21 protein-coding genes are annotated in these 22,590 nt (G+C 67.6%); 13 read left to right on the top strand and 8 right to left on the bottom strand.

Annotation, left to right across the window (positions count from 1 at the left end):
• Nucleotides 1-13: 13 nt before the first annotated feature.
• Together BDO18943_RS26930 and lhpI are read right to left on the bottom strand one after the other, a co-directional pair.
• Nucleotides 14-418: a response regulator transcription factor gene (locus tag BDO18943_RS26930; protein WP_175024741.1), complete on the bottom strand. Its 405-nt coding sequence runs from the start codon at nt 416-418 to the stop codon at nt 14-16.
• A 168-nt stretch (nt 419-586) separates the two neighbouring features.
• Nucleotides 587-1,522, bottom strand: coding sequence for a bifunctional Delta(1)-pyrroline-2-carboxylate/Delta(1)-piperideine-2-carboxylate reductase (lhpI, locus tag BDO18943_RS26935; RefSeq protein ID WP_175024742.1), 936 nt, complete (start codon nt 1,520-1,522; stop codon nt 587-589).
• 263 nt (nt 1,523-1,785) lie between these two features.
• Between lhpI and BDO18943_RS26940 the strand changes: the two genes are divergently transcribed.
• From BDO18943_RS26940 to BDO18943_RS26970, 7 genes are all read left to right on the top strand, one after another.
• Nucleotides 1,786-2,523 carry a FadR/GntR family transcriptional regulator gene (locus tag BDO18943_RS26940; protein ID WP_175024743.1) on the top strand — a complete coding sequence of 246 codons (738 nt, stop codon included), beginning with the start codon at nt 1,786-1,788 and terminating at the stop codon, nt 2,521-2,523.
• Between the two features lie 121 nt (nt 2,524-2,644).
• A complete protein-coding gene (locus BDO18943_RS26945) occupies nt 2,645-3,766 on the top strand; it encodes a branched-chain amino acid ABC transporter substrate-binding protein (protein ID WP_175024744.1) in 1,122 nt (373 codons plus the stop codon).
• 65 nt (nt 3,767-3,831) lie between these two features.
• Complete coding sequence (lhpH, locus tag BDO18943_RS26950) at nt 3,832-4,839, top strand: trans-3-hydroxy-L-proline dehydratase (RefSeq protein ID WP_043183670.1); 1,008 nt, start codon at nt 3,832-3,834, stop codon at nt 4,837-4,839.
• Between the two features lie 175 nt (nt 4,840-5,014).
• On the top strand, nt 5,015-7,594 hold the full coding sequence (locus tag BDO18943_RS26955) for a penicillin-binding protein 1A (RefSeq protein ID WP_175024745.1): 2,580 nt from the start codon (nt 5,015-5,017) through the stop codon (nt 7,592-7,594).
• 79 nt (nt 7,595-7,673) lie between these two features.
• A complete protein-coding gene (locus BDO18943_RS26960; protein ID WP_175024746.1) occupies nt 7,674-8,558 on the top strand; it encodes a PilZ domain-containing protein in 885 nt (294 codons plus the stop codon).
• 221 nt (nt 8,559-8,779) lie between these two features.
• Nucleotides 8,780-9,106 carry a DUF4148 domain-containing protein gene (locus BDO18943_RS26965; protein WP_043183673.1) on the top strand — a complete coding sequence of 109 codons (327 nt, stop codon included), beginning with the start codon at nt 8,780-8,782 and terminating at the stop codon, nt 9,104-9,106.
• Between the two features lie 240 nt (nt 9,107-9,346).
• Nucleotides 9,347-10,051 carry a hypothetical protein gene (locus BDO18943_RS26970; protein ID WP_175024747.1) on the top strand — a complete coding sequence of 235 codons (705 nt, stop codon included), beginning with the start codon at nt 9,347-9,349 and terminating at the stop codon, nt 10,049-10,051.
• 178 nt (nt 10,052-10,229) lie between these two features.
• Here BDO18943_RS26970 and BDO18943_RS26975 read toward each other — a convergent pair whose 3' ends face one another.
• From BDO18943_RS26975 to BDO18943_RS26985, 3 genes are read right to left on the bottom strand one after another with little or no spacing between them, the layout of a single operon-like run.
• The gene (locus BDO18943_RS26975) at nt 10,230-11,123 is read right to left on the bottom strand and encodes a DMT family transporter (protein ID WP_175024748.1); all 894 of its coding nucleotides are present in this window, start codon (nt 11,121-11,123) and stop codon (nt 10,230-10,232) included.
• A gap of 7 nt (nt 11,124-11,130) precedes the next feature.
• Nucleotides 11,131-11,919, bottom strand: a complete 789-nt coding sequence (locus tag BDO18943_RS26980) for a DUF2182 domain-containing protein (protein WP_175024749.1) — start codon at nt 11,917-11,919, stop codon at nt 11,131-11,133.
• Nucleotides 11,920-11,942: 23 nt separating this feature from the next.
• The gene (locus BDO18943_RS26985) at nt 11,943-12,545 is read right to left on the bottom strand and encodes a DUF1326 domain-containing protein (protein WP_175024750.1); all 603 of its coding nucleotides are present in this window, start codon (nt 12,543-12,545) and stop codon (nt 11,943-11,945) included.
• Nucleotides 12,546-12,892: 347 nt separating this feature from the next.
• Here BDO18943_RS26985 and BDO18943_RS26990 point away from each other — a divergent pair, with 347 nt between their 5' ends.
• A complete protein-coding gene (locus tag BDO18943_RS26990; protein WP_175024751.1) occupies nt 12,893-13,297 on the top strand; it encodes a lysozyme inhibitor LprI family protein in 405 nt (134 codons plus the stop codon).
• A 75-nt stretch (nt 13,298-13,372) separates the two neighbouring features.
• Here the strand turns inward: BDO18943_RS26990 and BDO18943_RS26995 are convergent, their stop codons facing one another.
• Together BDO18943_RS26995 and BDO18943_RS27000 are read right to left on the bottom strand one after the other, a co-directional pair.
• Nucleotides 13,373-14,020 carry a response regulator gene (locus BDO18943_RS26995; RefSeq protein WP_175024752.1) on the bottom strand — a complete coding sequence of 216 codons (648 nt, stop codon included), beginning with the start codon at nt 14,018-14,020 and terminating at the stop codon, nt 13,373-13,375.
• Nucleotides 14,017-16,128: a PAS domain S-box protein gene (locus tag BDO18943_RS27000; protein ID WP_089453010.1), complete on the bottom strand. Its 2,112-nt coding sequence runs from the start codon at nt 16,126-16,128 to the stop codon at nt 14,017-14,019. Before BDO18943_RS27000 ends, BDO18943_RS26995 begins: the two co-directional genes overlap by 4 nt.
• 322 nt (nt 16,129-16,450) lie before the next feature.
• Here BDO18943_RS27000 and BDO18943_RS27005 point away from each other — a divergent pair, with 322 nt between their 5' ends.
• The 5 genes from BDO18943_RS27005 to BDO18943_RS27025 all read left to right on the top strand — a co-directional run bounded on the left by BDO18943_RS27005 (nt 16,451) and on the right by BDO18943_RS27025 (nt 21,993).
• Nucleotides 16,451-16,921, top strand: coding sequence for a universal stress protein (locus tag BDO18943_RS27005; RefSeq protein WP_175024753.1), 471 nt, complete (start codon nt 16,451-16,453; stop codon nt 16,919-16,921).
• Nucleotides 16,922-17,296: 375 nt separating this feature from the next.
• Nucleotides 17,297-17,803: a cupin domain-containing protein gene (locus tag BDO18943_RS27010; RefSeq protein WP_175024754.1), complete on the top strand. Its 507-nt coding sequence runs from the start codon at nt 17,297-17,299 to the stop codon at nt 17,801-17,803.
• Nucleotides 17,804-17,989: 186 nt separating this feature from the next.
• Nucleotides 17,990-19,015 (top strand): DedA family protein/thiosulfate sulfurtransferase GlpE, encoded by a 1,026-nt coding sequence (locus BDO18943_RS27015; protein WP_175024755.1) that lies wholly within the window; start codon nt 17,990-17,992, stop codon nt 19,013-19,015.
• A 451-nt stretch (nt 19,016-19,466) separates the two neighbouring features.
• Nucleotides 19,467-20,849, top strand: coding sequence for an amino acid permease (locus BDO18943_RS27020; protein ID WP_043183686.1), 1,383 nt, complete (start codon nt 19,467-19,469; stop codon nt 20,847-20,849).
• A 208-nt stretch (nt 20,850-21,057) separates the two neighbouring features.
• A complete protein-coding gene (locus BDO18943_RS27025; RefSeq protein ID WP_175024756.1) occupies nt 21,058-21,993 on the top strand; it encodes a universal stress protein in 936 nt (311 codons plus the stop codon).
• A gap of 364 nt (nt 21,994-22,357) precedes the next feature.
• On the opposite strand, the gene BDO18943_RS27030 is transcribed toward BDO18943_RS27025, so the two are convergent.
• On the bottom strand, nt 22,358-22,590 hold a 233-nt coding region (locus tag BDO18943_RS27030), incomplete at its 5' end, for a hypothetical protein (protein ID WP_210771955.1).

Consider the following 22,590-nt stretch of genomic DNA (forward strand, 5'->3'; position numbering starts at 1 on the left):
TCACTCCGGCTCGTCAGGGGCGGTGCGCGCGGGCGTGCACCAGCGATTCGATGACACGGCATGCAGCGTCGAATTCGACGGTCTTGTCGAAGAAGTAATCGGCTCCGGCCGACGCGCATGCCTCTCTGAATGCCGGCGCCGAGTGATTCGTCAGCACGATCGTGACGATGCGCGGCGCGGCTTTCGACAGCGTCCCGATCAGGTCGAGGCCGCTGCCGTCCGCCAGCCGCAGGTCGACGATCACCACGTCCGCCTGGCTGCTGCGGATATGCGTCCACGCGTCCTGGCCGTCCTCCGCCTCGCCCACGACGGCGACGCCGCGGATCGAGCCGACGAGCAGCGCGATCCGCTGCCGGACGGCGACAGCGTGATCGACGAGAAACACCCGGAGTGCGGCGGGCAACTGGCTGGCATTCATGCCGGCAGTATCGTGTTGCGCCGCCGAAAATGAAATCGGCCGAATTGGAAGTTGATGTAGGCCGCTGCGACGCGTTGTAGGGCGATTCCTACAACGCGTACGGAAAATCGCCGGAGCGGCGCCGAGCTGGGGGTGCCGCGAGCGCGGCCAGCGGGCTGCGCCGCCGAATCAGCCGGCCCGGCGTGCGTCCAGCGCATCGCGCGCCGTGCGGCACGCGGCCAGATCCCACGCGGCACAGCCGACGCTCTTGAACAGCAGCGGCCCGCTGCGGTCGAATGCGCCGCCGAGCACGTCGGCCAGCGACGAGACGGCCTGCCAGTCGACCTGCGCGACGATCAGGTCGCCGGCTTCGTGGCGCGCGCCGGCCGGATCGTCGACCACCAGCCGGCTGGCGCGCACCGTGTTCGCGTCGATCTCGGCCGCGTCTGCGGTGAATGCGCCGACGCCGACCACGAGCCGGCCTTCGCGCGCGGCTTCGCGATAGACGGGCGTACGGCTCGTCGTCAGCGTGACGACGACATCGATCGCATCGGGAATCGCGTCGCCGTCGAGCGGCACGAGACGCGGCGCGTGCGCGCGATGGGCGGCACAGAATGCAGCCGCGCTGTCGGCGCTCGTGCCGCGCACGTGAAGGCGTGCTTCGGGAAAGATCGCGGCGAGCGCTTCTGCGTGATTGGCGGCCTGCTTGCCGGTACCGATCAGCAGGATGTCGCGCGGCGCGGCGCCGTGCAGCGCCTGGATGCCAAGCGCGGTGATGGCCGCCGTGCGGCGTCCGGTGACCGTCGTGCCATCGAGCGCGAAGCGCATCTCGCCGGTGGTCGCGTCGTATGCCGTGACCTGGCCGAGGATCGTCGGCAGCCCGCGCGCACCGTTGCCCGGGCACACGTTCACGAGCTTGTGGGTCGCGAGGTCGCGCGCGCTCGACGGCATCGACAGCATCACGCCGCCGGCCTGCAGCGGCACGACCAGGCGTTCGGGGCTGACGATCTCGCCCGACGCATAGTCGGCGACAGCCTGCCTGAGCGTGGCGAGCAGCGCCGGGTAGTCGAGCAGCGCGGCCGTGTCGGCCGCATCGAAAACGGGAATCGGGGAAAGAGCGGTCATCGTGTACGTCGTATGCGTCGGTGAGCGTGGACGACGGGCGCATGCCGCGCCCGCCACAGGGCTGCCGGATACCGTGACACAGGGCAGTGTGGATCGAATCTATACCACTTGCTGGCCCACCCGCAACCCAGAAAATAAAACGGCTCGCTGTTTTTGGTTCTAATATCTGTCCAGAAGGGTCGTCACGGCGTCGATGCCGGCGCGCTCCGGTATAGTGCGAACCCATTCCAGATTCACGCCCGCGACCGGGCAGGAGCAATACGATGATGTCCGCGCGTCCCGACACACCCGAAGGCGGTTTCAGGCCGCTGCAGATCTACGAGCAGGTGGCCGAGAAGATCCGCGACGAAATTCGCGCGGGGCGCTATGCCGCCGAGTCGCGGCTGCCGTCCGAACGCGAGCTCGCGGGGCTGTTCCAGGTCGGCCGGCCGGCCGTGCGCGAGGCGCTCGGCGCGCTGCAGAACGAAGGGCTCGTGTTCACGAAGCGCAATTCGGGCACCTACGTCGTCGCGTCGCCGCTCGACGTGCTCGCGCAGCGCGGTGACACGCACACGGCGTCCGAACCCGATTTCAGCCCGACGTCGACGCTCGACGTGCGGCTGATCCTGGAGCCCGCGATCGCACGCCTCGCGGCCGCGCACGGTCGAGCCGACGCCGGCGCCGAACGCTATCTGGCTCAGATGGAAACCATTACCGACGTCGACGATCCGCATCAGCGCGCGCTGTGGAACGAGAGCGACCGGCTGTTCCACCGGCAGCTCGCGTTGATGACCGGCGATGCGCTGATGGTGAAGATTGCCGACGAAGTCGCGAAGACGATGGACCAGCCGCTGTGGAAACGCCTGAAGGACGACGGCATCTACGATGCGGGCCGGATCCGGCTGTACGTGTCCGAACACCGGCTGATCTACGAGGCGATCGTGTCCGGCGACGCCGACGCGGCGGCGTTCTATGTCGAGCAGCACATCCGCCGCGTGCGGCGCGACATCGCGCCGAAGTGACGGCGCCAGGTTCGTTCTGGTCTGAAAAATGACCAGAATCGAAGTTTTTATTTTGATATTGCTTGCATGGTGACCACGCGTGTCCTACATTGGTTTCACACAAAACCAATCAGGAGACATCATGCGATACCTCGTTACCGCGCTCTCGGTGGCCATCGCCGCCGGCGCGCTGACTTCCGCGCAGGCGCAGGAAGTCGTCATGATCGGCCATTCGGCGCCGCTGACCGGCCCGCAGGCTGCGAACGGCAAGGACAATGAAAACGGCGCGCGCCTGGCCGTCGATGAACTTAACAAGGCCGGCATCAAGGTCGCCGGCAAGACCGTCACGTTCAAACTGGTTTCCGATGACGACCAGGCCGACCCGAAGGCCGGCGTGCAGGTCGCACAGAATCTCGTCGACAAGGGCGTCGTCGCGGTGCTCGGGCCATACAACTCGGGCGTCGCGATTCCCGCGTCGCGCGTGTACTCGACTGCCGGCGTGCCGATGCTGCCGGTTGCGTCGAACCCGGCGCTGACGAAGCAGGGCTTCAAGAACATCTTCCGGATCGGCGCGAGCGACGAACAGCTCGGCGGCACGATGGCTACCTTCGCCGCGAAGACGCTGAACGCGAAGACCGCCGCCGTGATCGACGATCGCACCGCATACGGGCAGGGCGTGGCCGAGCAGTTCATGAACGTCGCGAAGGCGAACGGCATCAAGATCGTCGACCAGGAATACACGAGTTCGTCGGCCACCGATTTCCTCGGCATTCTCACCAAGATCAAGGCCAGCAACCCCGACGTGATCTTCCTCGGCGGCTATGCGGCACAGGGCGCGCCGATGGCCAAGCAGATGAAGCAGCGCGGCCTGCGTGCGAAGCTGCTCGGCGGCGACGGCATCTGCTCGGCCGACATGGGCAAGGTGGCGGGCGACGCAGCGTCGATCGTCTACTGCGCGCAGGGCGGCGTCGCGCTCGAGAAGACGGCGGCCGGCCGCGAATTCCTGAAGAAGTACCACGACACGTATCACACCGACACGCAGGTCTACGGTGTGAACTACTACGACGGGATGAAGCTGCTCGCCGACGCGATGGTCAAGGCCGGTACGACCACCGACAAGGCGAAGCTGATCGCGCAGCTCGCGAAGTCGGACTACAAGGGCGTCGCGGGCACCTATTCGTTCGACGCGAACGGCGACCTGAAGGGCGCGCCGACCACCGTCTACGTGATCCGCAACGGCCTGCCGGAACCGTACGCGAAGTAACCGGCCAGCCTGCCATCGGACGGCGGCGCGGCCGCCGTTCTTCGTTTCAACGCATTCGATCACCCATGAAAATTTCCCGATCCCTTTCCACCGTCGAAGTCCATACGGGCGGCGAAGCGTTCCGCATCGTCACGAGCGGGCTGCCGCGTTTGCCGGGCGACACGATCGTCCAGCGCCGCGCGTGGCTCAAGGAGAACGCCGACGAGATCCGCCGCGCACTGATGTTCGAACCGCGCGGCCACGCCGACATGTACGGCGGCTACCTGACCGAGCCCGTGTCGCCGAACGCCGATTTCGGCGTGATCTTCCTGCACAACGAAGGCTACAGCGACCATTGCGGACACGGCGTGATCGCGCTGTCGACTGCGGCCGTCGAGCTCGGCTGGGTGCAGCGCACGGTGCCGGAAACGCGGGTCGGCATCGACGCGCCTTGCGGCTTCATCGAGGCGTTCGTCAAGTGGGACGGCGAGCATGCGGGGCCGGTGCGCTTCGTCAACGTGCCGTCGTTCATCTGGCAGCGCGATGTGTCGGTCGAGACCCCGTCGTTCGGCACCGTGACGGGCGACATCGCGTACGGCGGCGCGTTCTATTTCTATGTCGACGGCGCGCCGTTCGACCTCCCGGTGCGCGAAGCGGCGGTGGAAAAGCTGATTCGCTTCGGCGCGGAAGTGAAGGCCGCCGCGAACGCGAAGTACCCGGTCGTGCATCCGGAGATTCCGGAAATCAACCATATCTACGGCACGATCATCGCGAACGCGCCGCGCCACCCGGGCTCGACGCAGGCGAACTGCTGCGTGTTCGCGGATCGCGAGGTCGACCGTTCGCCGACGGGCTCCGGCACCGGCGGCCGGGTTGCACAGCTCTACCAGCGCGGGCTGCTCGCGGCCGGCGACACGCTCGTCAACGAATCGATCGTCGGCACGGTCTTCAAGGGGCGCGTGCTGCGCGAAACGACGGTCGGCGACATCCCGGCCGTGATTCCGGAAGTGGAGGGCAGCGCGCATATCTGCGGGTTCGCGAACTGGATCGTCGACGAACGCGATCCGCTCACCTACGGTTTTCTCGTGCGCTGAGTGGCAGCGCCGATCGGCCGCGCGTCGCGCGGCCTCCCGGTTGTAGTACCAGGCTTGGCGCGTCGTTCCCGTTGCGGGGCGCGCGCCTTTTTTACGTGGGTACCGCCCGCGCAGCCGTCCCGAGTGTATCGGTGCGACGCTATCGCGGTCGGTCGGGCCGTGCGAGTTTGGTACGATGCACCCTTTTCAGCCGAGCTCCACCCGCGTGAATCGCCGAAACGTGTCGTCAGTGCGTGACTTCTGTGCCAGATGGGTCGCGCGCGCCCAACCCGTCGCGGCTGCCGCCGTCGCGCGGGTCAAGCCTCTCGCCGCCACCGCGTGGCACCATGTCCGTCATCCGACGCGCCGCGGCGTGCTGCTCGCGGGCGCCGCCGTGCCGGCGCTGTTCGTGGTGTACGTGGTCGTGCTTATCCCGTTCACGCCGGGCATCGGCGACATCCGCAAGGCGCGCGTCGACCAGCCCGCGCAGGTGCTGTCTGCCGACGGCAAGCTGCTGGCCGAATTCAAGCCGTCGAACCGCGAGTGGGTGTCGCTCAAGCAGATCTCGCCGCACATGGTCGATGCGCTGATCGCGACCGAGGATCACCGCTTCTACGAGCACCACGGCCTCGACTGGAAGCGCACGGCGTCGGCCGCGCTCCATACGTTCTCGGGCAGCCGCCAGGGCGGCTCGACGATCACGCAGCAGCTCGCGCGCAACCTGTATCCGGACGAGATCGGCCGCGCGCCGACGCTTACGCGCAAGGTGAAGGAGGCGATCACCGCGCTGAAGATCGAGGCTGTCTACAGCAAGGACCAGATCCTCGAGACCTACCTGAACACGGTGCCGTTCCTGTACAACGCGTACGGCGTCGAGATGGCCGCGCGTACCTATTTCGACAAGTCGGCCGACGAGCTCGACGTGCTCGACAGCGCGACGCTCGTCGGGATGCTGAAGGGCAACAGCTACTACAACCCGGTGCTGAATCCCGAGCGCGCGCTGCAGCGGCGCAATACGGTGCTGGGCCAGATGGTGAAGTACGGCAAGCTTTCGCCCGCGCAGTTCGCGCAGCTGCAGCGCCGGCCGTTGCGGATCGACTTCGAGCGGCAGAAGGAGCCGCCGGGGCCCGCGCCGCATTTCGCGCAGCAGCTGCGCAAATGGCTGATCGCGTGGGCCGACCGCAACGACTACAACATTTACGCGGACGGGCTGATCGTGCGCACGACGATCGACGCGCGGCTGCAGCAGATGGCGACCCAGGCGCTCACGCTGCAGGGCAACCAGTTGCAGGGCATCGCGAACAACGCATGGAGCGGCCGCGACGGCTGCGGTACCGACAACGAGGTGTTCCGCACGTTCATGCGCGAGTCGCCCGAGTACAAGGCTGCGCAGGACGCCGGCAAGGACGACGCGGCCGCGATGAAGCTGCTCGCGGCCGACCGCGGCTTCATGCGCGCGCTGTGCAAGACCAAGACCGACGTGCAGGCCGGCTTCCTCGCGATCGATCCGCGCAACGGTCAGATCCGCGCGTGGGTCGGCAGCCGCGACTTCACCAACGAACCGTTCGACCACGTCGCGCAGGCGCGGCGCCAGCCGGGCTCGACGTTCAAGCCGTTCGTCTATGGCGTCGCGTTCGCGAGCGGGATGAAGCCGGACGACACGTTCATCGACCAGCCGGTCGAGATCCCGTTGAAGGGCGGCGAGATCTGGCGGCCGAACGACGACGTGCCGCCGACCGGCAAGCCGATGACGCTGCGCGACGCGGTCGCGCTGTCGCGCAACCGGATCACCGCGCAGGTGATGGAGAAGGTCGGGCCGGCTTCCGTCGCCAGGCTCGCGCGCGACATGGGCGTGCGCGAAAGCCCGCTCGAACGCGTGCCGTCGCTCGCGCTCGGCACGAGCCCGGTCACGCTCAAGGAGATGGTCGCGTCGTACGCGACGATCGCGAGCGGCGGGCTGTATGTCGAGCCGCAGATGGTCACGCGCATCGAGAACCGCCAGGGCGACGTGCTCGCCGAATACGCGCCGGCGCCGCCCGAGCGTGCGCTCGACGCGGAAACCGACAAGACGTTGCTCAGCGTGATGCGCGATGTCGTGACACGCGGCACGGGCGGCAGCATCCGCACGCGCTTCGGGATCCGCGGCGACGTGGCCGGCAAGACGGGCACGACGCAGGACAACGCGGACGGCTGGTTCATCCTGATGCAGCCCGGCCTCGTCGCCGGCGCGTGGGTCGGTTTCGACGACGGCCGCGTGACGCTGCGCAGCGATTACTGGGGGCAGGGCGCGCATAGTGCGCTGCCGATCGTCGGCGATTTCTTCCAGCGTGCGCAGCGCGCCCGGATCGTCGACACGAAGGCGAAATTCGATACCGAGCCGTCGCCGGGCTGGTTCGCGTCGCTGCGCGAGCGCGTGACGGACCTGTTCGACACGTGGTTCCCGCCCGAGGCGAAGAAGGCCCCGGCGCCGGTCAGGACGCAGCGGGTGGAGCGTGCGCCTGAGGCTGACACGGGCGCGGCCTCGGCCGCGTCGGCGCCCGAAGCGGCATCGGGCGGTATCGTCGAGGAATGGGTGCCGGCGTCCGAAGTGGCCGCGTCGGCCGCCGCGCTGTCGGCGGGCGCATCGCAACCGCAGCCAGCGCAGCCGCCGGCGGGGGCGAGCACGGCGAGCGGAGGCAGCGCGGGCTTCGGCACCGCACCGGCCGCAGCCCCATCGTCCCAGCCGTCTCAGCCGTCCGTACCGGTCGCGCCCGACGCGACCGGCGCTTCGCAGTAACGGAGCCGTTCAGATTTCGCGCGATGCTGCCGTAATCATGTTGTCATGACAGCTCGCGCGGTCGCTCCGCGCCTCCCCGATGAGGCTATCTACCGACTACGTCCCGCTCGTGCGCGACGATCTCGCCGCCGGCATCCCGCTCGGCTTCGATCTCTACGATGCCGACGGCACCGCGCTGCTGCCGGCCGGCACGGCGCTGCGCGATGCCGCGCAACATGCGTTCCTGTTCGACCATTTCCACCCGGTACGCCGGCGCGACGGCGCCGACGCCGAGCCGCGCGTGCCTGACGCGGTGCCGCACGCCGCGCGGATGGGGTTGTCGGCGGGCGCCGCGATCGGCCTCCGCCGTCGGGTCGGCGCGACACGCGGGCTGCAGCGCTGCCGGCTGATCGGCATCGCCGCGTCGGGCGCGCTGTTCGTCGAACCGCAGCCGGCCGCTGCGTTCGACTTCGCGAGTGGCGATGACATCGAGGCGGTCGCGATCGGCCGTGCCGCAGTGTCGCGTTTCGGTGCGACGGTCGAGTCGGTGCAGACGTCGGGTGCCGCGCGGTTCCTGATCCTGTCGCCACCCGGCTTCGTCGACCGGCTGCGCACGCGCGCGGAGCCGCGCGTGCCGGTGCGGATCGCCGCCTGCTGCGCGGGCGGGGCGGTGGGGGCGGACGGGGCGGAAGGCCTCGGGATGGTGCACGACATCAGCGTGAGCGGGCTGTCGATTGCCGTCGACCGGCCGATTGCGGCAACCGGCGAACCGTTGCGCGTGCTGCTTCCGTACGCTGCGGGCGACCGGGTCGAGCTGCTGGCGCTCGAGGGTACGGTGCGGGCCGTCCATGCGGATCCGGCTGCGCCCGCGCTGACGCTGCATCACGCGGCGTTCGGCGAGATCGGCGCCGACGACCTGATCCGCCTCAAGGCGCTGCTGTTCGACCGGCTGATGGCGTCGTCGGATACCGATCGGCGGCGCTGATGGGGACGGGCGGACCGGGTGCCGTGCCGCGGTATTCAGTGCGTGAATGCCGATAATCATCTGATGATTCAACGGTTTCCGCGGCGATTGTATGTTTTCCGTCAACAGTGAATTCGCGATTTAAGTATTTACCCTGATAGCGCAGCCTCCTAGACTTCTACTCATGCGCAACGACCCCGAGTCCGAAGCGCCTGACAAAACAATTCTGGAGGTAACGCATCATGAAATCGCTGATCAAGGCAGTTGCACTGGCCGCTCTGGTGGCCGCACCGGTCGTCTCGTTCGCACAGAGCCAGCAGCCGCTGACGCGCGCGCAAGTGCGCGCCGAGTTGGTCCAGCTCGAAAAGGCCGGCTACAACCCGAACGACTGGATGAACTACCCGGAAAACATCCAGGCCGCACAAGCAAAGATCGCAGCCGCGCAGAACACCGGCGCGCAAGCTGATGCAACGGGCTACGGTGCGAACGCTGCCGCGGCGTCGCAGTCGGGTCAGCGCGTGGTCGTGCCGGCCGCAACCGACCGTTCGTCGGTATTCTTCGGCCACTAAGCCAAGTTGCCATGCGGCGGCGTTTGCCGCTGCTGGAAGCCTCGCATTGAAAAGAGCCCGCACTCGGTTGGAGTGCGGGCTCTTTTTATTGGAACGCGGCGGCGCGATGCTTTCGTCAGCGAGGAAAGCGAGGGACGTGGCGAATGCAATATGAACCCGTGCCAATCATCATGTCGCATGCAACGTACGCCGGATACTCTGCCGGGTTGCATCGTTAGAGTAAGATCGCCGGAGACCGGAATGGCGGTTTCAATCAACGGAGAAGCGATGCGCCTGTATTTGGTCAGCGGAACAGTGTCAAATTTGCGCTTTTCGCGCGAGGCGTATTCGGCATCGAAATTTCAACAATTCGAAGAGACGGCAACGGAGTTCGCGCCTTTATTGCTCGAGGCCATTGGTGAAAATGGTATGGCGATGAGCAGTGCAGCGCTGAACGATCCCGACAGAGTCCGCCCCGAACCAGCCAAAGGGTACTGGATCGAGATAGAGGTGGTGGGGCGAACGCTCAAAGGCTGGTTCGGCAGTATCTCGATCGAGAACGGCGGGCATGTCGACGCGGTGTGTGACAAGAATGGTTTGTTGATGGCGCTTCATAACCCGTTGGCGAGGCTGATCGTATTCAAGCCGCCTTGCCCTGAAGGCCTGAAGCCCGTTTTCAACCGATCCTTGCTTTACGCGTACCTCGCCGTGAGCGCGCTTTTATTTTTTGGCGAAGCCTTGGTGCTTGCGTTCGCGGCATCCACCTGGGGCGATTTTTTTGAGCTGATGCCTTTCCTGCTGGCCACGACGGCGTCTGTTGCGGCTCTCTTCGTGCTGTTGGCCTTCCGCGGTGAATTGATCAATGGTCGGAGAACCAGAAAGATTCTCAAGTTGCTCGGTTTGTCGGATACGGCGAGCAAACTGACGGAGGAATACATCGGCACCGGTTACGCGTACCGTTACTGACGGTTTGGGCCCGATCCTCCGGCGGCTCCTTTTGAGCCGGCGATTTGGGTGACTGCGCCATCCTTCCGTCAGGCGAATCCAGGGCTTCAGCCGCGTGCCAACCCACAAAAACGTACATTGCCGGCATCCCTGACATCCATGCGACGGGCCCACACATGGGCTTCGATTCCCCCCATCATCACCGCGCAGTACTCGCCTGCCGAGCCCGCGTCGCGAGCACGGCCGCGACGCCGCCGAGGATTGCGGCCGATGCGAGCGCGAGCCGCCATGTCGGCTGTTCCGACAGGAACAGCACGGCGCCGCACGCGGCGATGGGCGGAACGGAGAGCTGAACCGCCGCGGCGCGCATGGCCGTGAGGTGCCGCAGCGCGGCATACCAGAGCACGTAGCCGAGGCCCGACGTCAGCGCGCCGGAAAGCGCGGCGAGCGCGACGCCGGCTGGCGTGACATGAAAGCGGGCGGCGAGCGCGACGCTCAGCGCGAGTGCCAGCGGCGCCGCACGCAGGAAGTTGCCGGCGGTCGCCGCGACCGGATCGACGGGCCGACGGCCCCGTATCGAATAGATGCCCCACGCAATGCCGGCGGCCGTCATCAGCGCGGCACCTTGCGGGGTCGGCGCGGCGAGCCCGGGCGACACGAGATACACCAGCCCGCCGAGCGCCGCGCCGAACCCGGCCCAGCCGGTCGCGGCAAACCGTTCGCCGTCATGCCATCCCGCCGCGAACATCGTCAGTTGCACCGCGCCGAACAGGATCAGCGCGCCGGTGGCCGCGCTGACGGTCAGGTACGCAAACGAGAAGCATGCGACGTACACGAACAGCATCGCCGCAGCCGGCCAGTCGGCGGGCGGGGCGGGCCGTCGGGCACCCACGCGTGCGACGACCGCGAGCATCAGCGCGCCCGATACGAGGCGCAGGCTGCCGAAGCTGGCCGCGTCGATCCGTCCGGCCTGCAGCGCGAGTCGGCACAGCAGCGAATTCGATGCGAACGCGAGCATCGCGATCGTCGTCAATGCGACGATGCGCACGCCCGGCCGGACATGCAGCGCGAATGTGGAGGCGGGCGGTCGCATCGGGGCCTCACGCGTGGCTGGCGACGATCAGCACGGCCGCGCCGAACAACGCGACGCCGAGCGGCGCGGTGAGCGCCTGCCCCCACGACGCATTCTTCTCGAGGGCCATCAACGCGGCGAGCGACAGCATCCAGCCCAGACTACCGGCGCCGACGACGAACATCAGCAGCATCAGCGCCCAGCAGCAGCCGACACAGAAGACCCCGTGGCTGACGCCGAGCGCGAACGCGTGACGCATCGGCGTGCGGCCGCGCCAGCGGCTGATCACGAAACTGAAGGGGGTTCGGCAGCGGTCGAGGCAGTGCGTCTTCAGTCCGCTGAACTGGAACGCGCCGGCGAGCGCGAAGACGGCCGCGCCGATCAGCCAGCCACGCCACGCGAGTGCCGGCACCTGCGCGACACCGGTCAGCAGCAGCCCGTGCAGGCCGTGCGCGACGAGGCCGAAGCCGCTCCATGTGGCGACGTAGCCGATGCCGACGAGCGCAAGCAGGCGCGTCTGGTCGGGGCGGCTCGCGACGACGCGGGCGAACGCATCGAACAGCGACAGCGTCGTCGGCAGCATCATGGCAAGGATCATCAGGGTCCAGCCGGCCGCGTCGAACGCGGCCGGCAGCCACAGTGTGCCGCCCGGCAGCGCGCGACAAAGCGCGCTGAACGGCGACGGCAGTGTGCTGTCGCCGTGGTCGAGGTACCGCCCGTACGGACTGCGCGTCCACGCCCACAGGGTGAGCCACGCGAACGCGACGAGACTCGCGAGCACGAGCGGAAACACGCGCCGATGCAGCGACGCAGCCATGACCGTTGGCGTACGATCGCGCTTCACGCGTCGAACAGGAACGTGCTCTGCAGCGCGTTGTGATTCTTCAGATCGACGTCGATGCCGATCGCCGCGTTCTTCGACCGATAGACGGGCGCCTTGCCGACGAACACCGGCGCGCCGGGCACCGTCGAGAACACGGTGTCGGTCAGCGTCGTCTGCGCGCCGCTCGGGCCGAGGTACGGCTCGAGTTCCGCGTGGTAGTCGGTGCCGATCGACAGCGTGCCGCGTGCCCCTTCGACATTGAACGTGATGGGGGCGCGTTCGATCGACACGACCGTGCCGATCAGTTTGGCGAGTTCGGCGATCGGGCCGCCGGCCTGGCCCGTGTAGACCTTGAGCAGCGCCTGCTCCTGCGCCTCGGACGCCGTGTCGCTGAGATAGATCGCAGCCGTCCAGTTGCCTTGCAGGATGTTGCCCGGCACGCGGCACACGGCGGCGATCGTATTGCCACCCACGTCGACGCCGTCGACGGTGCCCTTGTCGACATGCCACGCGACGATCGTGTCGCAGACGCCGAAATCCGGATCCTCGCCGATCCAGCACGGGCAAAGTACGCGACAGTTGCAGACCTCGAGCAGACGGCCTTCAAGGTGATAGCTCATGATTCCCTCCAGGGAGCGATGGCGATGGCACGTTGGGCTGGGGGGAGGAAGCTGACAGACGAATCGTCACCCCGCTCGGCGATGCGAACGCGAAATGCGCTGAGGAATGCGCGGAAGCGGAGACGGGATGGATGCGATAGCGCGGGCCTGAAGCGGCGTATCGATTTTCAAGTGTAGGTGTGGAGGGCCGATATGCAAGCCGTCGCAGGCTGCGAGGCCGGCTGACAAGCCAGCGCGCGTGCGCTAGCATCGCGATCGGTGTCGCCGCGAGACGGCGGCGCGATGCGCGTCAGCGCGGCAAGCCCGGCACCGGGTTCCCCGTCTTCCACGAACAACAAGGAGCATCCATGCGTGTCTTGACCGGTCTGCTGTGCTCGCTGGCGCTGGCGGCGAACGTCGCCCATGCGCAGGCGAATTGTGCCGACGCGACGGATCAGGCGGCGATGACGGCATGCGCCGATCGCGCCTACAAGAAATCCGACGGGGAGCTGAACCGGACCTACCAGGCCGTCACCGCACGCCTGCATGAAGTGCGGCCGCTTGCCGACAAACTCGTGAATGCGCAGCGTGCTTGGATCGCGTATCGCGATGCCGAGTGCAACTTCTCCAGCGCGAATGCCGAGGGCGGCAGCGTGTATCCGATGGTCGTGTCGACCTGCCTCGACGATCTGACCAAGGCGCGCACCGAAACGCTGAAAGGCTATCTGTCCTGCGAGGAAGGCGATCTCGCGTGCCCGGTGCCGGCCAAGTAAGCGTCGTGCGCCGCCCCGGCCGGCCGCCTGCCGCGCGGCCGGTGGCGCCCGCCGTCCGCTGCCGGACGTCGTCCGTTACACGTCGTCCGTTTCGTCGAGCAGCTTGTGCCGCATCGCGTAACGCACCAGCGCCGCTTCGTGCGGCATCTGCATCTTTTCCAGGATCCGCGTCTTGTACGTGCTGACCGTCTTCGCGCTCACGCACAGCGCGTTGGCGATCTCGGTCAGCGTCTGGCCGGCGGCGATCCGCCGGAACACGTCGAATTCGCGGTCGGACAGCCGCTGGTGCGGTAGCGTCTCGGCAGGCTCGTTCAGACTCTGCGCGAACTGCTCGGCCATCGCGAGGCTCACGTAGACGCCGCCCGACGCCACCTTTGTGACCGCGCCCACCAGCTCGGCGCTCGCGCTTTCCTTCGTCAGATACCCCGACGCACCGGCGCGGAACGCGCGCACCGCGTATTGCTGCTCCGCGTGCATGGTCAGCACGAGGACGCGCAGCGCGGGCTTCTCGTCCTTGATCTGCTTGATCAGTTCGACGCCGTTGCGGCCCGGCATCGACAGGTCGAGCACGAGCACCTGCGCGGGCGTGACGCGCACGAGCGCGATCGTCGACGGGCCGTCGCAGGCTTCGCCGGCCACCTCGAATCCGGTGGCGTTCTGGAGGATGTGCCGCAGACCGTCGCGTACGAGCGTATGGTCGTCGGCGATGAGCACCTTGATCATATGATGAGCGTTTCCTGTTGTACGGTACTGAGCGGGAGGGCGACGGTGATCGAGAAACCGCGCGCGAGCGCGGTGTCGATCGTCACGGTGCCGCCCAGCATGTGGGCGCGTTCGCGAATGCCGATCAGGCCGAACGATTTGTCTTCGTGGGCCGTGCCGCCGCGCGCCGAGCCGCGGCCGTTGTCCGCGACGCGCAACACGCAGAAGCCTTCCTCGACGTCGAGCCGCAGCGCGACGCGCGTCGCATCCGCATGGCGCGCGACGTTCGTCAGCGCTTCCTGCACGATCCGGAACAACGTGGTCGCGCCCGCGCTGGTGAACGTGAGGCCGCCCGTTTCGATGTGCCGCTCGACATCGATCCCGTAGCGGTTCGTGAAATCGTTCGCGAGCCATTCGATCGCGGGCACGAGGCCGAGATCGTCGAGCATCACGGGCCGCAGGTCGGCCGCGATGCGCCGCACCGACGCGACCGTCGCGTCGATCAGCCGCCGCATGCCCTGCAGATGCCCGAGCACGCCCTCGTCGGGCGGCGCATGGCGGGGGCCGCGCAACTGCTGCTCGACCACCGACAGATCCATCTTCAGCGCGGTGAGTTGCTGGCCGAGGTCGTCATGCAGTTCGCGCGCAATGCGGGTCTTTTCCTCTTCGCGCACGTTCTGCAGGTTCGCCGACAGTTCGCGCAATTCCTCGCGCGACTGCTTCAGCGCGTTCTCGGCACGCTGCCGCTCGGTGATGTCGCGCAGCATCACGGTGTAGAGCTTGCCCGACGCATCGCGGATCTGCGAGATCGACGCCTCGATCGGGAATTCCTCGCCGTTGGCGCGCAGCCCGAACAGCACCCGCTGGCGGCCCATCTGCCGCTCGGATACGCCCGTCACGCCGAACTGGTCGACGTGCTTCGCGTGCGCGGCGCGGAACCGCTCGGGGATGAAGCGCGACAGCGGCGCACCGATCGCCTCCATCGCGGACACGCCGAACACCTGCTCGGCCATCGGATTGAAGATCACGACCGTCTGCTTTTCGTCGATGGTGATGATCGCTTCCATCGACGAACGGATGATGCCCATCATCCGCGCCTCGTTGAGGATGCCGCGGCTGCTCGCGCCGGAATCGGCGGTGCCGGCGCGGCCGCGCAGCAGCGCATGGATGAGCACGGCGAACGCGATCGACGCGATCAGCCCTGCGGTGAGCACGGTGCCGGCTGCGCGCTGCGCGCCCGTTGCGCTCGGACGGCCGTCCGCGGAATAGGTGAGCGTCAGCACGGTGCCGCCGAAATTCAGCTCGTCGGTGCGCCGCATCAGGTCGGGCGATGCCGACGCCTCGTCGGTCGTCGTTTCGACGCTGACGATCGCGCGCCGATCGCCGCCGGCGGTGATCCAAACGTCGATGCCGCGCTCCGCGTCGAGTGCGCGCTCGATCAGGCGCCGCGGGCTCAACGCTGCGAACAGCACCCCGTCGGCGCCGGCTTCGCGCGTACCGGGCGGTGTGCCGGCCGCATGCGGCGACGCGGCGGCCGGCAGGAACAGCGTGAAGGTGCGGGCGTCGCGGGACGTGTCGTCGTCGGCCGGGTGGACGCCGAGCGCGATGTCGCCGGTCTGCAGCGCGCGCGCGAGCGGTGCCGCGTCGGACGCGCCGAAGCGCACGACGGGCGAATTCGACGCCGGTGCGCTGAGCGCGGCGGTCGCGAGCGTGCCGGCCGGCATCGGCTTTGCGCCGGCGAGGGCGGTGCGCGTCGCGGGCGCCAGCGGCGCATAGCCGATCTGGCGGACCGGCGAGCGGGCGCTGTCGAGATCGAGCGTGTCCGCATACCGGCGCCATTGCTCGGGCGTCATGCCCGGGACGAGGCTGAACGCGCCGCGCGCGCCTTCGAGCACGGCCACGCCGGATTGCAGCTCGTGGCGGAGCATCGCGGTCACGTGCGACGTGCGGCGTTCGAAACGCGTATGGACGGCGCCTTGCCACTGGTCGCGCACGAGCAGCGCGACGCCGAGCGACAGCGCCGCGCCGGCGCACAGCGTAACGACGCCGGCCGCGAGCGGCTGGCGTAACATGATCTGGAGGCGCGTGGGCCCTCGGGCGTCACGCGTCGGGGTTCCACTTGCGGTCATTCGATGGCCATTCTGTTGTCGGGGGCCGCCCCGTGGCACGGGGGCAGCGCAGCAAAACCGGTCAAAACTCGCACCGGCTGCACGCAACGTCTATTTTCAAGATGAAATTGTGCGCGATTTACACGTTTTTTGTAATGGGGTCACTAGAAATTGCGGCAACTGGCGTGAAGTAGCGGGCGCGCCGGCCGCGTTTGACGCGCATCAACGGGCGCGTCGGCACGTGGGGCAGACTGTTCGGCAGGCCAGCTGGCACCGGGCCGGGTGGCGATAACGGGCCGCCGTCGCGCAACGCGCGACGCGTGCCCGGTCGGAGGGACGGACCATGTACAAGCGGATTTTCGTCGGGCTCGATGGCAGCCCGAGTGCGCGTCTCGCGCTGAACGAGGCGATCCGGATCGCGGCGGCGTCCGGCGGTGAAGTCACCTGCGCGTATGTCGTCGAGCACCGGTCGCAGCTCGTCGACGTCGATGCGGGCTTCGCGGCCGCGCGCGCCGGCGATGCGGCCGCGACCGATGCCGCGACGCCGGTGCTCGACGATGCGAAAGCGGTGCTCGCGCAGGAGCATGTGCCAGGCACTGTGCGCGCGCTCGACGCATACGGCGAGGATGTCGCCACGGTGCTGATGCGCACGGCGGCCGAAGCCGACGCCGACCTGATCGTGATGGGCACGAGCGGGCGGCACGGCCTGCGCCGGTTGCTGCTCGGCAGTGTCGCCGAATCGCTGCTGCGCGCGGCCGACCGGCCCGTGCTGCTGGTGCGGCACAGCGAGCCCGGCGCGTCGGCGGCTGCGTGACGCACGCGGCACGACGCTGACGCATGAGCGGTCGCGCCGGCGACTGTCGCGCACCCGCGCCGGATGATGGCCTGATGAAACGGAAACGCACGACGCGCCGGTCGACGCACGGCGTGTGAGCGCGGCTGTCGTTTCTGTCGCATCGGCCGGGCGAGGGCGGCACGCCCGATGCGTCTCCACGCGCGCAATCCCGCGCCCGCGGTTGCATCCCGACACGCAGTTCTGGCAGCATCGACCGGTGTCCGCTTGTTCGCCGCGCGCATGGCAGCGGCGATCGACGCAGCGGCATCCGGCGGAATACGGCCGCGTTCGCGACGAGCGAAGCGAGTCCGTGCGCCGGGTGCCCGGTTCCTTACTTTACCGACGTCATCCGCCATGCCGATTTCCGCTACCGACCTGATTCGCCAGTTCGACCTGCAGCCGCATCCCGAAGGCGGCTATTTCCGCGAAACCTACCGTGCGACCGATTCGGTCGTGCGTCCGGCCGACGGTGCGCCACGCGCCGCGTCGACGGCGATCTACTACCTGCTGTGCGACGGCGCGTATTCGTCGTGGCACCGGATCCGTTCCGACGAGGTCTGGCATTTCTACGCGGGCGACCCGATCGAAGTGTGGGTGCTCGACGAGCGTGACGGATTGACGATCCACCGGCTCGGCAATCCGCTCACGCATCCGGGCACCGTGTTCCAGGCGGTCGTGCGGGCCGGGAGCTGGTTCGGCGCGCGCTGCGCGGCGCAGGAGCACGTTGCGCTCGTCGGCTGCACGGTGGCGCCCGGCTTCGAGTTCGCGGAATTCGAACTGGCCGACGCGGCCGCGCTGGCCGCCGCGTTTCCCGACTACGCGGAGTATGTCGTGCAGCTTGCTCAGCGCACGGACATGTGACCGTCACGGTGGTGCAGCCTAATGGCGCGAAGCCCGTGCCGATGGCGCGTGTTCCGCGCGATCGCGGCCAAACCCGTTTAGAATGCCGTGATGCATCAGGTCGGTTGCGGACGTGCCGCGGCGGCCGGTGCCCAGCCGTACCGACGGCCCCCGTCGCGCGGCTGGATGCCTTCCAGGAGCGCCGCCGTGTGGCACTTTCCCATCGCTATTCCATCGTCGCTCGGCCCGTGGGCCGTGTTCGCGAGCGTGTTGATCACGCAGCTCGGTGTGCCGGTGCCGGCCGTGCCGATGCTGATTCTCGGCGGCACGATGGCGGCAATGGGGCAGGCGTCCTGGGTCAGCATGTTCGCGGCGGCGATCGGCGCGACGATGCTGGCCGATTCGCTGTGGTTCTTCATGGGCCGCACGCGTGGCCGGCGCCTGTTGAACGGCCTCGTGCGCTTCTCGCTGTCGCTCGACACGACGCTGCGTTTCGCGCGTAACGTATTCGAAAGATACGGCGCACCGTTGCTCGTGCTGTCCAAATTCCTGCCGGGCCTTGGCCTCGTGTCGGCGCCGCTGCTCGGCACGACCGCGATCGGCGTCGGCGTGTTCCTGTTCTGGGATCTGGCCGGCGCGTCACTGTGGGCCGCGTTCTGGCTGATCGGCGGCGCGGCCATTCACGACCAGATCGTCCAGTTCGTGCTGTGGGTGCGCGCAAGCGGCGGCACGATCCTCGATGCGTTCCTCGCGATCTTCATCACGTTCCTGCTGTACCGCTGGGTGCGACGCGTGCAGTTCCGCCGCTATCTCGCGCAGGTTCGCATCTCGCCGCCGCAACTCGTCGAGATGATGACGTCGGACGAGCCGCCGCTGATCTTCGATGCGCGGCCGAAAGCGATTCGCGAGCGCGAACCGTACCGGATCGCCGGCGCGGTGCCGGTCGATCTTGATTCACCCGATCTGCTCGACCCGGAATTGCTGAAACGGCCGATCGTCGTCTATTGCGTGTGCCCGAATGAGGCCACCGCGAAGCGCCTGATCGCGAAAATGCAGCGCAAGAAGATGATCCACAACATCCGCGCGCTGAAGGGCGGGCTCGATGCTTGGGAGAAGCACGGCTTCCCGGTCGAGCCGCTGCCTGCCGATCTGGATGCGTCGCGGTATTTCGTGCGTCCGGAACACGGCGCGCTCGAAGGCGAATATACGGTGCGCGCGACGCTGTCCAAGTAAATCCGCGCGCGGCATACGCGCGCATTCGGCGCATTCGAATTCCGCCGCCTGTTTCACCCGCCGCGATTTTTCCAAAATCGACTGGCGTGAAACCGCTGATCCTCCATATAATCCCGCCTGCATATTGCGTGCGCATGATCGCGCACATTCGACGCGTGTTCGTTCGCGCCGAAAGCGATTGATCCCGTCGCCGTCCGTCACGCGCACAGCCGCGTCACACGGGCCGCACGGGCGTATTCCGTGAAAGGCCCGATCCGTTTTCCGGATTGTTCCGGAAAATACGGATAATCCGCGGCGATTCCATTCGGATTGGCGCAGTATCCGTGTCGTTTCTCATCTGGAAAACGACGGCGGAGATTATTTCGTTTTCGGCATGCCGGTATCGGCATGAACGGTCGCGCATTGACATCGACAATGACGGCGGCCCGTTCGCGGCTGCCAGGAGACGGACTTGAAACAACCAGAAGACCAGTTGCACCGTGGGCTGGAAGAGCGGCACATCAACCTGATGGCGCTCGGCGCGACGATCGGCGTCGGCCTGTTCCTGGGCTCGGCCACTGCGATCCGCGTCGCCGGCCCGGCCATCCTGCTGACCTACCTGCTGGGCGGCATCGCGATTTTCCTGATCATGCGCGCACTCGGCGAGATGGCGATCGCCAATCCGGTCGCCGGCGCGTTCAGCCGCTACGCACGCGATTACCTCGGCCCGCTCGCGGGCTACCTGACCGGATGGACCTACTGGTTCGTGTGGATCGTCACCTGCATGGCGGAAATCACGGCGGTCGGCGTCTACATGCACATGTGGTTCCCCGGCGTACCGAACTGGATCTGGGCACTCGCGGCGCTCATGGCGATGGGCTCGGTGAACTTCATCGCGGTCAAGCTCTACGGTGAATTCGAGTTCTGGTTCGCGCTGATCAAGATCGTCACGATCGTGCTGATGATCATCGGCGGCGGGTTGATGATCGCGTTCGGTATCGGCAACGGCGGTGTCGCGATCGGCCTCTCGAACCTGTGGGCGCATGGCGGCTTCATGCCGAACGGTATCAACGGCGTGATCGCCGCGTTGCCGATCGTGATGTTCGCGTATCTCGGCGTCGAGATGCTCGGCCTCACCGCCGGCGAGGCGCGCAACCCGGAGAAGTCGCTGACGAAGGCCGTGAATTCGGTGTTCTGGCGCGTGCTGATTTTCTACATCGGCGCGCTGTTCGTGATCATGTCGCTGTATCCGTGGGACCAGATCGGCACGCAGGGCAGCCCGTTCGTGATGACGTTCTCGCGACTCGGCATCCCGGCTGCCGCCGGCATCATCAACTTCGTCGTGCTGACCGCGGCGCTGTCGTCGTGCAACAGCGGCCTGTTCAGCACCGCGCGGATGCTCTATAACCTCGCGCAGCAGGGCCAGGCGCCGAGCAAGCTCGGCAAGGTCAATCGCAACGGTGTGCCGGTGTATGGCGTGATCGTGTCGGTCGCGCTGCTGCTGATCGGCGTGCTGCTCAACTATCTCGCGCCGCAGCACGTGTTCACGTGGCTCACGTCAGTGTCGACGTTCGGCGCGATCTGGACGTGGTGCGTTATCCTGATCGCGCAGATGCGCTTTCGCCGCACGCTGTCGGCCGACAAGATCGCGCGCCTGCCGATTCGCGTGCCGTTCTATCCGCTCGGTTCGTTCGTCGCGCTCGGCTTTCTCGTGCTGGTCGTCGTGCTGATGGCGTTCACGCCCGACACGCGCGTCGCGCTCGTGATCGGGCCGGTATGGATCGTGCTGCTCGGCATCACGTATGCGTTGTTCTACGCGAACCGTCCGGCGGCATCGGTGCCGACGAAGTCGTAAGCGGCACGGGCAGGCACCGCGCGACCCTTGATCGCGATCATGCGCACGCGGGCCGGACGTTCTATGCTGAACGCATCGATTGTCCGCGCTTCGCGTGGCATTCTGCCGATTCCCGCGACCGCGGCGGCTGTCCGGCCGCCGCGCGCCGCTTCCGCGCGAAGCTCCCGTCGTCGTTCCGCGACGACGCGCACGCACGGAGACCTTCGCCATGCAGCCTGACCAGCCCATCCCGACGCCTGCGCGAATCGCGCTGGCCGTCGATCCGACGCCCGAATCGCTGTCCGCCGCGCGCTATGCGCGCACGCTGTTGCGTCCCGGCATGCGATTGCGCATCGTCTGCGCCATCGACAACCCGCGCCTCGTCTTGCCCGACATCCCGCGCATCGACGCGCTGCTGACGTCCGCGCGCGAGGACATGATGCGCGAAGCGCAAGCCACCGGCGAACGGATCGCCGCATTGTTCGCCGACAGCGGCATCGAGGTCGAGCAGGTCATCATCGACACGTCGGTGACGGGCGGCACGGTGGCCGATGCACTGGTGAGCGATACGTCGGCGTGGCGCGCGGACGTGCTGGTGGTCGGCGCGAATCCTCATCATGGGCTGCTGCGGCTGGTGGAAGGCGCGATGTCCGACACGCTGACGACGCGCGCGCGCTGCGCGCTGCTGATCGTGCCGGCCGCCTATGCGCGACCGTCGGACGGCGGCCTGCAGCGGCTGATGTTCGCGGTCGACGGCAGCGAGCCGGCGCTAAACGCGGTGCGCGTCGGGCTCGGCTTCGCGGCGCCGACGACGTTGCTGTACGCGGCCTACGTGATCGATCGCGCGGTTCGTCTGACGGATATCGTGCCGGTGCGCGCGCTCGAGGATGCCTATCGCGCGGAGGGCGAGGATGCGCTAGCGAAGATCGGCCCGCTGTTCCATGCGACGGGGAACCCGACCAAGCGCGGTGTCGTCGAAACCCGGCCGACCAGCGACGACGTGGCCCATGCGTTGATGCGCGACGCCGTGCACTGGCGTGCCGAGCTGCTGGTGGTCGGCACGCACGGCCGGCGTGGCATCGCCGCCTGGTTGATCGGCAGCGTCGCGCGCCGCGTGGCGCATCTCGCTCAGGTGCCCGTGTTGCTCGTGCGCGGTGCCGAGTAAATCGCGCGGTGTCACGAACGAAGCGGGCTTGGGTTGATCTGCATCAGAAACGGCACGCGTATCGCGTGAGACCTTGATGGAACAACCGGCCACGTGGCCGGTCTGTCGTGGATCTACCGCGCAGCGACGCAGCCACGCGAGCGTCACGGCGTGCGCTCGGCGGCGCATTCGCCGTCGTCACATCATTTTCCGGAGCCGCGACGTGCATGGCACGGCGCGTCATCCGACCGAGAACTCTCTGGCACGAGGGTAGGCAGCCGACGGCTGCCTTGGAGGACGGGCGGGGTGCAAGTCACCCCGTCCGCTTTCCGCGTTCGTGTTGTCGTTGGCCCCGTCTGGATTGCTTTCCCCGCAGGAATCGTTGTCATGGCGGCCGTGTGGAACGGCGCATCACGATGCGTGATGGCGTGCGGTCGCGCCAATGCGGATCGGTGATGATCGCGGCAGGCGCGCCGCCGCCATACAGGCACGGCGTGCAGCAGGCGCTGCCGAGGTGGCGCGGTGCGCAGCCGGCGCACGGCCCCGTGCCGTGCCGGCTGCCTGCACGCTCAGGGGGTGCGAAGCATCGACCGCAGGTCGTGCCGGCGGCCCGCGCCG

This window comes from Burkholderia aenigmatica, assembly GCF_902499175.1.
Classification (GTDB): Bacteria; Pseudomonadota; Gammaproteobacteria; order Burkholderiales; family Burkholderiaceae; genus Burkholderia; species Burkholderia aenigmatica.

Coding starts and splice junctions, on each gene's coding strand:
- BDO18943_RS26930 (WP_175024741.1), bottom strand. CDS start 418: ATGAATGCCAGCCAGTTGCCCGCCGCACTCCGGGTGTTTCTCGTCGAT.
- lhpI (WP_175024742.1), bottom strand. CDS start 1,522: ATGACCGCTCTTTCCCCGATTCCCGTTTTCGATGCGGCCGACACGGCC.
- BDO18943_RS26940 (WP_175024743.1), top strand. CDS start 1,786: ATGATGTCCGCGCGTCCCGACACACCCGAAGGCGGTTTCAGGCCGCTG.
- BDO18943_RS26945 (WP_175024744.1), top strand. CDS start 2,645: ATGCGATACCTCGTTACCGCGCTCTCGGTGGCCATCGCCGCCGGCGCG.
- lhpH (WP_043183670.1), top strand. CDS start 3,832: ATGAAAATTTCCCGATCCCTTTCCACCGTCGAAGTCCATACGGGCGGC.
- BDO18943_RS26955 (WP_175024745.1), top strand. CDS start 5,015: ATGCACCCTTTTCAGCCGAGCTCCACCCGCGTGAATCGCCGAAACGTG.
- BDO18943_RS26960 (WP_175024746.1), top strand. CDS start 7,674: ATGAGGCTATCTACCGACTACGTCCCGCTCGTGCGCGACGATCTCGCC.
- BDO18943_RS26965 (WP_043183673.1), top strand. CDS start 8,780: ATGAAATCGCTGATCAAGGCAGTTGCACTGGCCGCTCTGGTGGCCGCA.
- BDO18943_RS26970 (WP_175024747.1), top strand. CDS start 9,347: ATGGCGGTTTCAATCAACGGAGAAGCGATGCGCCTGTATTTGGTCAGC.
- BDO18943_RS26975 (WP_175024748.1), bottom strand. CDS start 11,123: ATGCGACCGCCCGCCTCCACATTCGCGCTGCATGTCCGGCCGGGCGTG.
- BDO18943_RS26980 (WP_175024749.1), bottom strand. CDS start 11,919: ATGGCTGCGTCGCTGCATCGGCGCGTGTTTCCGCTCGTGCTCGCGAGT.
- BDO18943_RS26985 (WP_175024750.1), bottom strand. CDS start 12,545: ATGAGCTATCACCTTGAAGGCCGTCTGCTCGAGGTCTGCAACTGTCGC.
- BDO18943_RS26990 (WP_175024751.1), top strand. CDS start 12,893: ATGCGTGTCTTGACCGGTCTGCTGTGCTCGCTGGCGCTGGCGGCGAAC.
- BDO18943_RS26995 (WP_175024752.1), bottom strand. CDS start 14,020: ATGATCAAGGTGCTCATCGCCGACGACCATACGCTCGTACGCGACGGT.
- BDO18943_RS27000 (WP_089453010.1), bottom strand. CDS start 16,128: ATGACCGCAAGTGGAACCCCGACGCGTGACGCCCGAGGGCCCACGCGC.
- BDO18943_RS27005 (WP_175024753.1), top strand. CDS start 16,451: ATGTACAAGCGGATTTTCGTCGGGCTCGATGGCAGCCCGAGTGCGCGT.
- BDO18943_RS27010 (WP_175024754.1), top strand. CDS start 17,297: ATGCCGATTTCCGCTACCGACCTGATTCGCCAGTTCGACCTGCAGCCG.
- BDO18943_RS27025 (WP_175024756.1), top strand. CDS start 21,058: ATGCAGCCTGACCAGCCCATCCCGACGCCTGCGCGAATCGCGCTGGCC.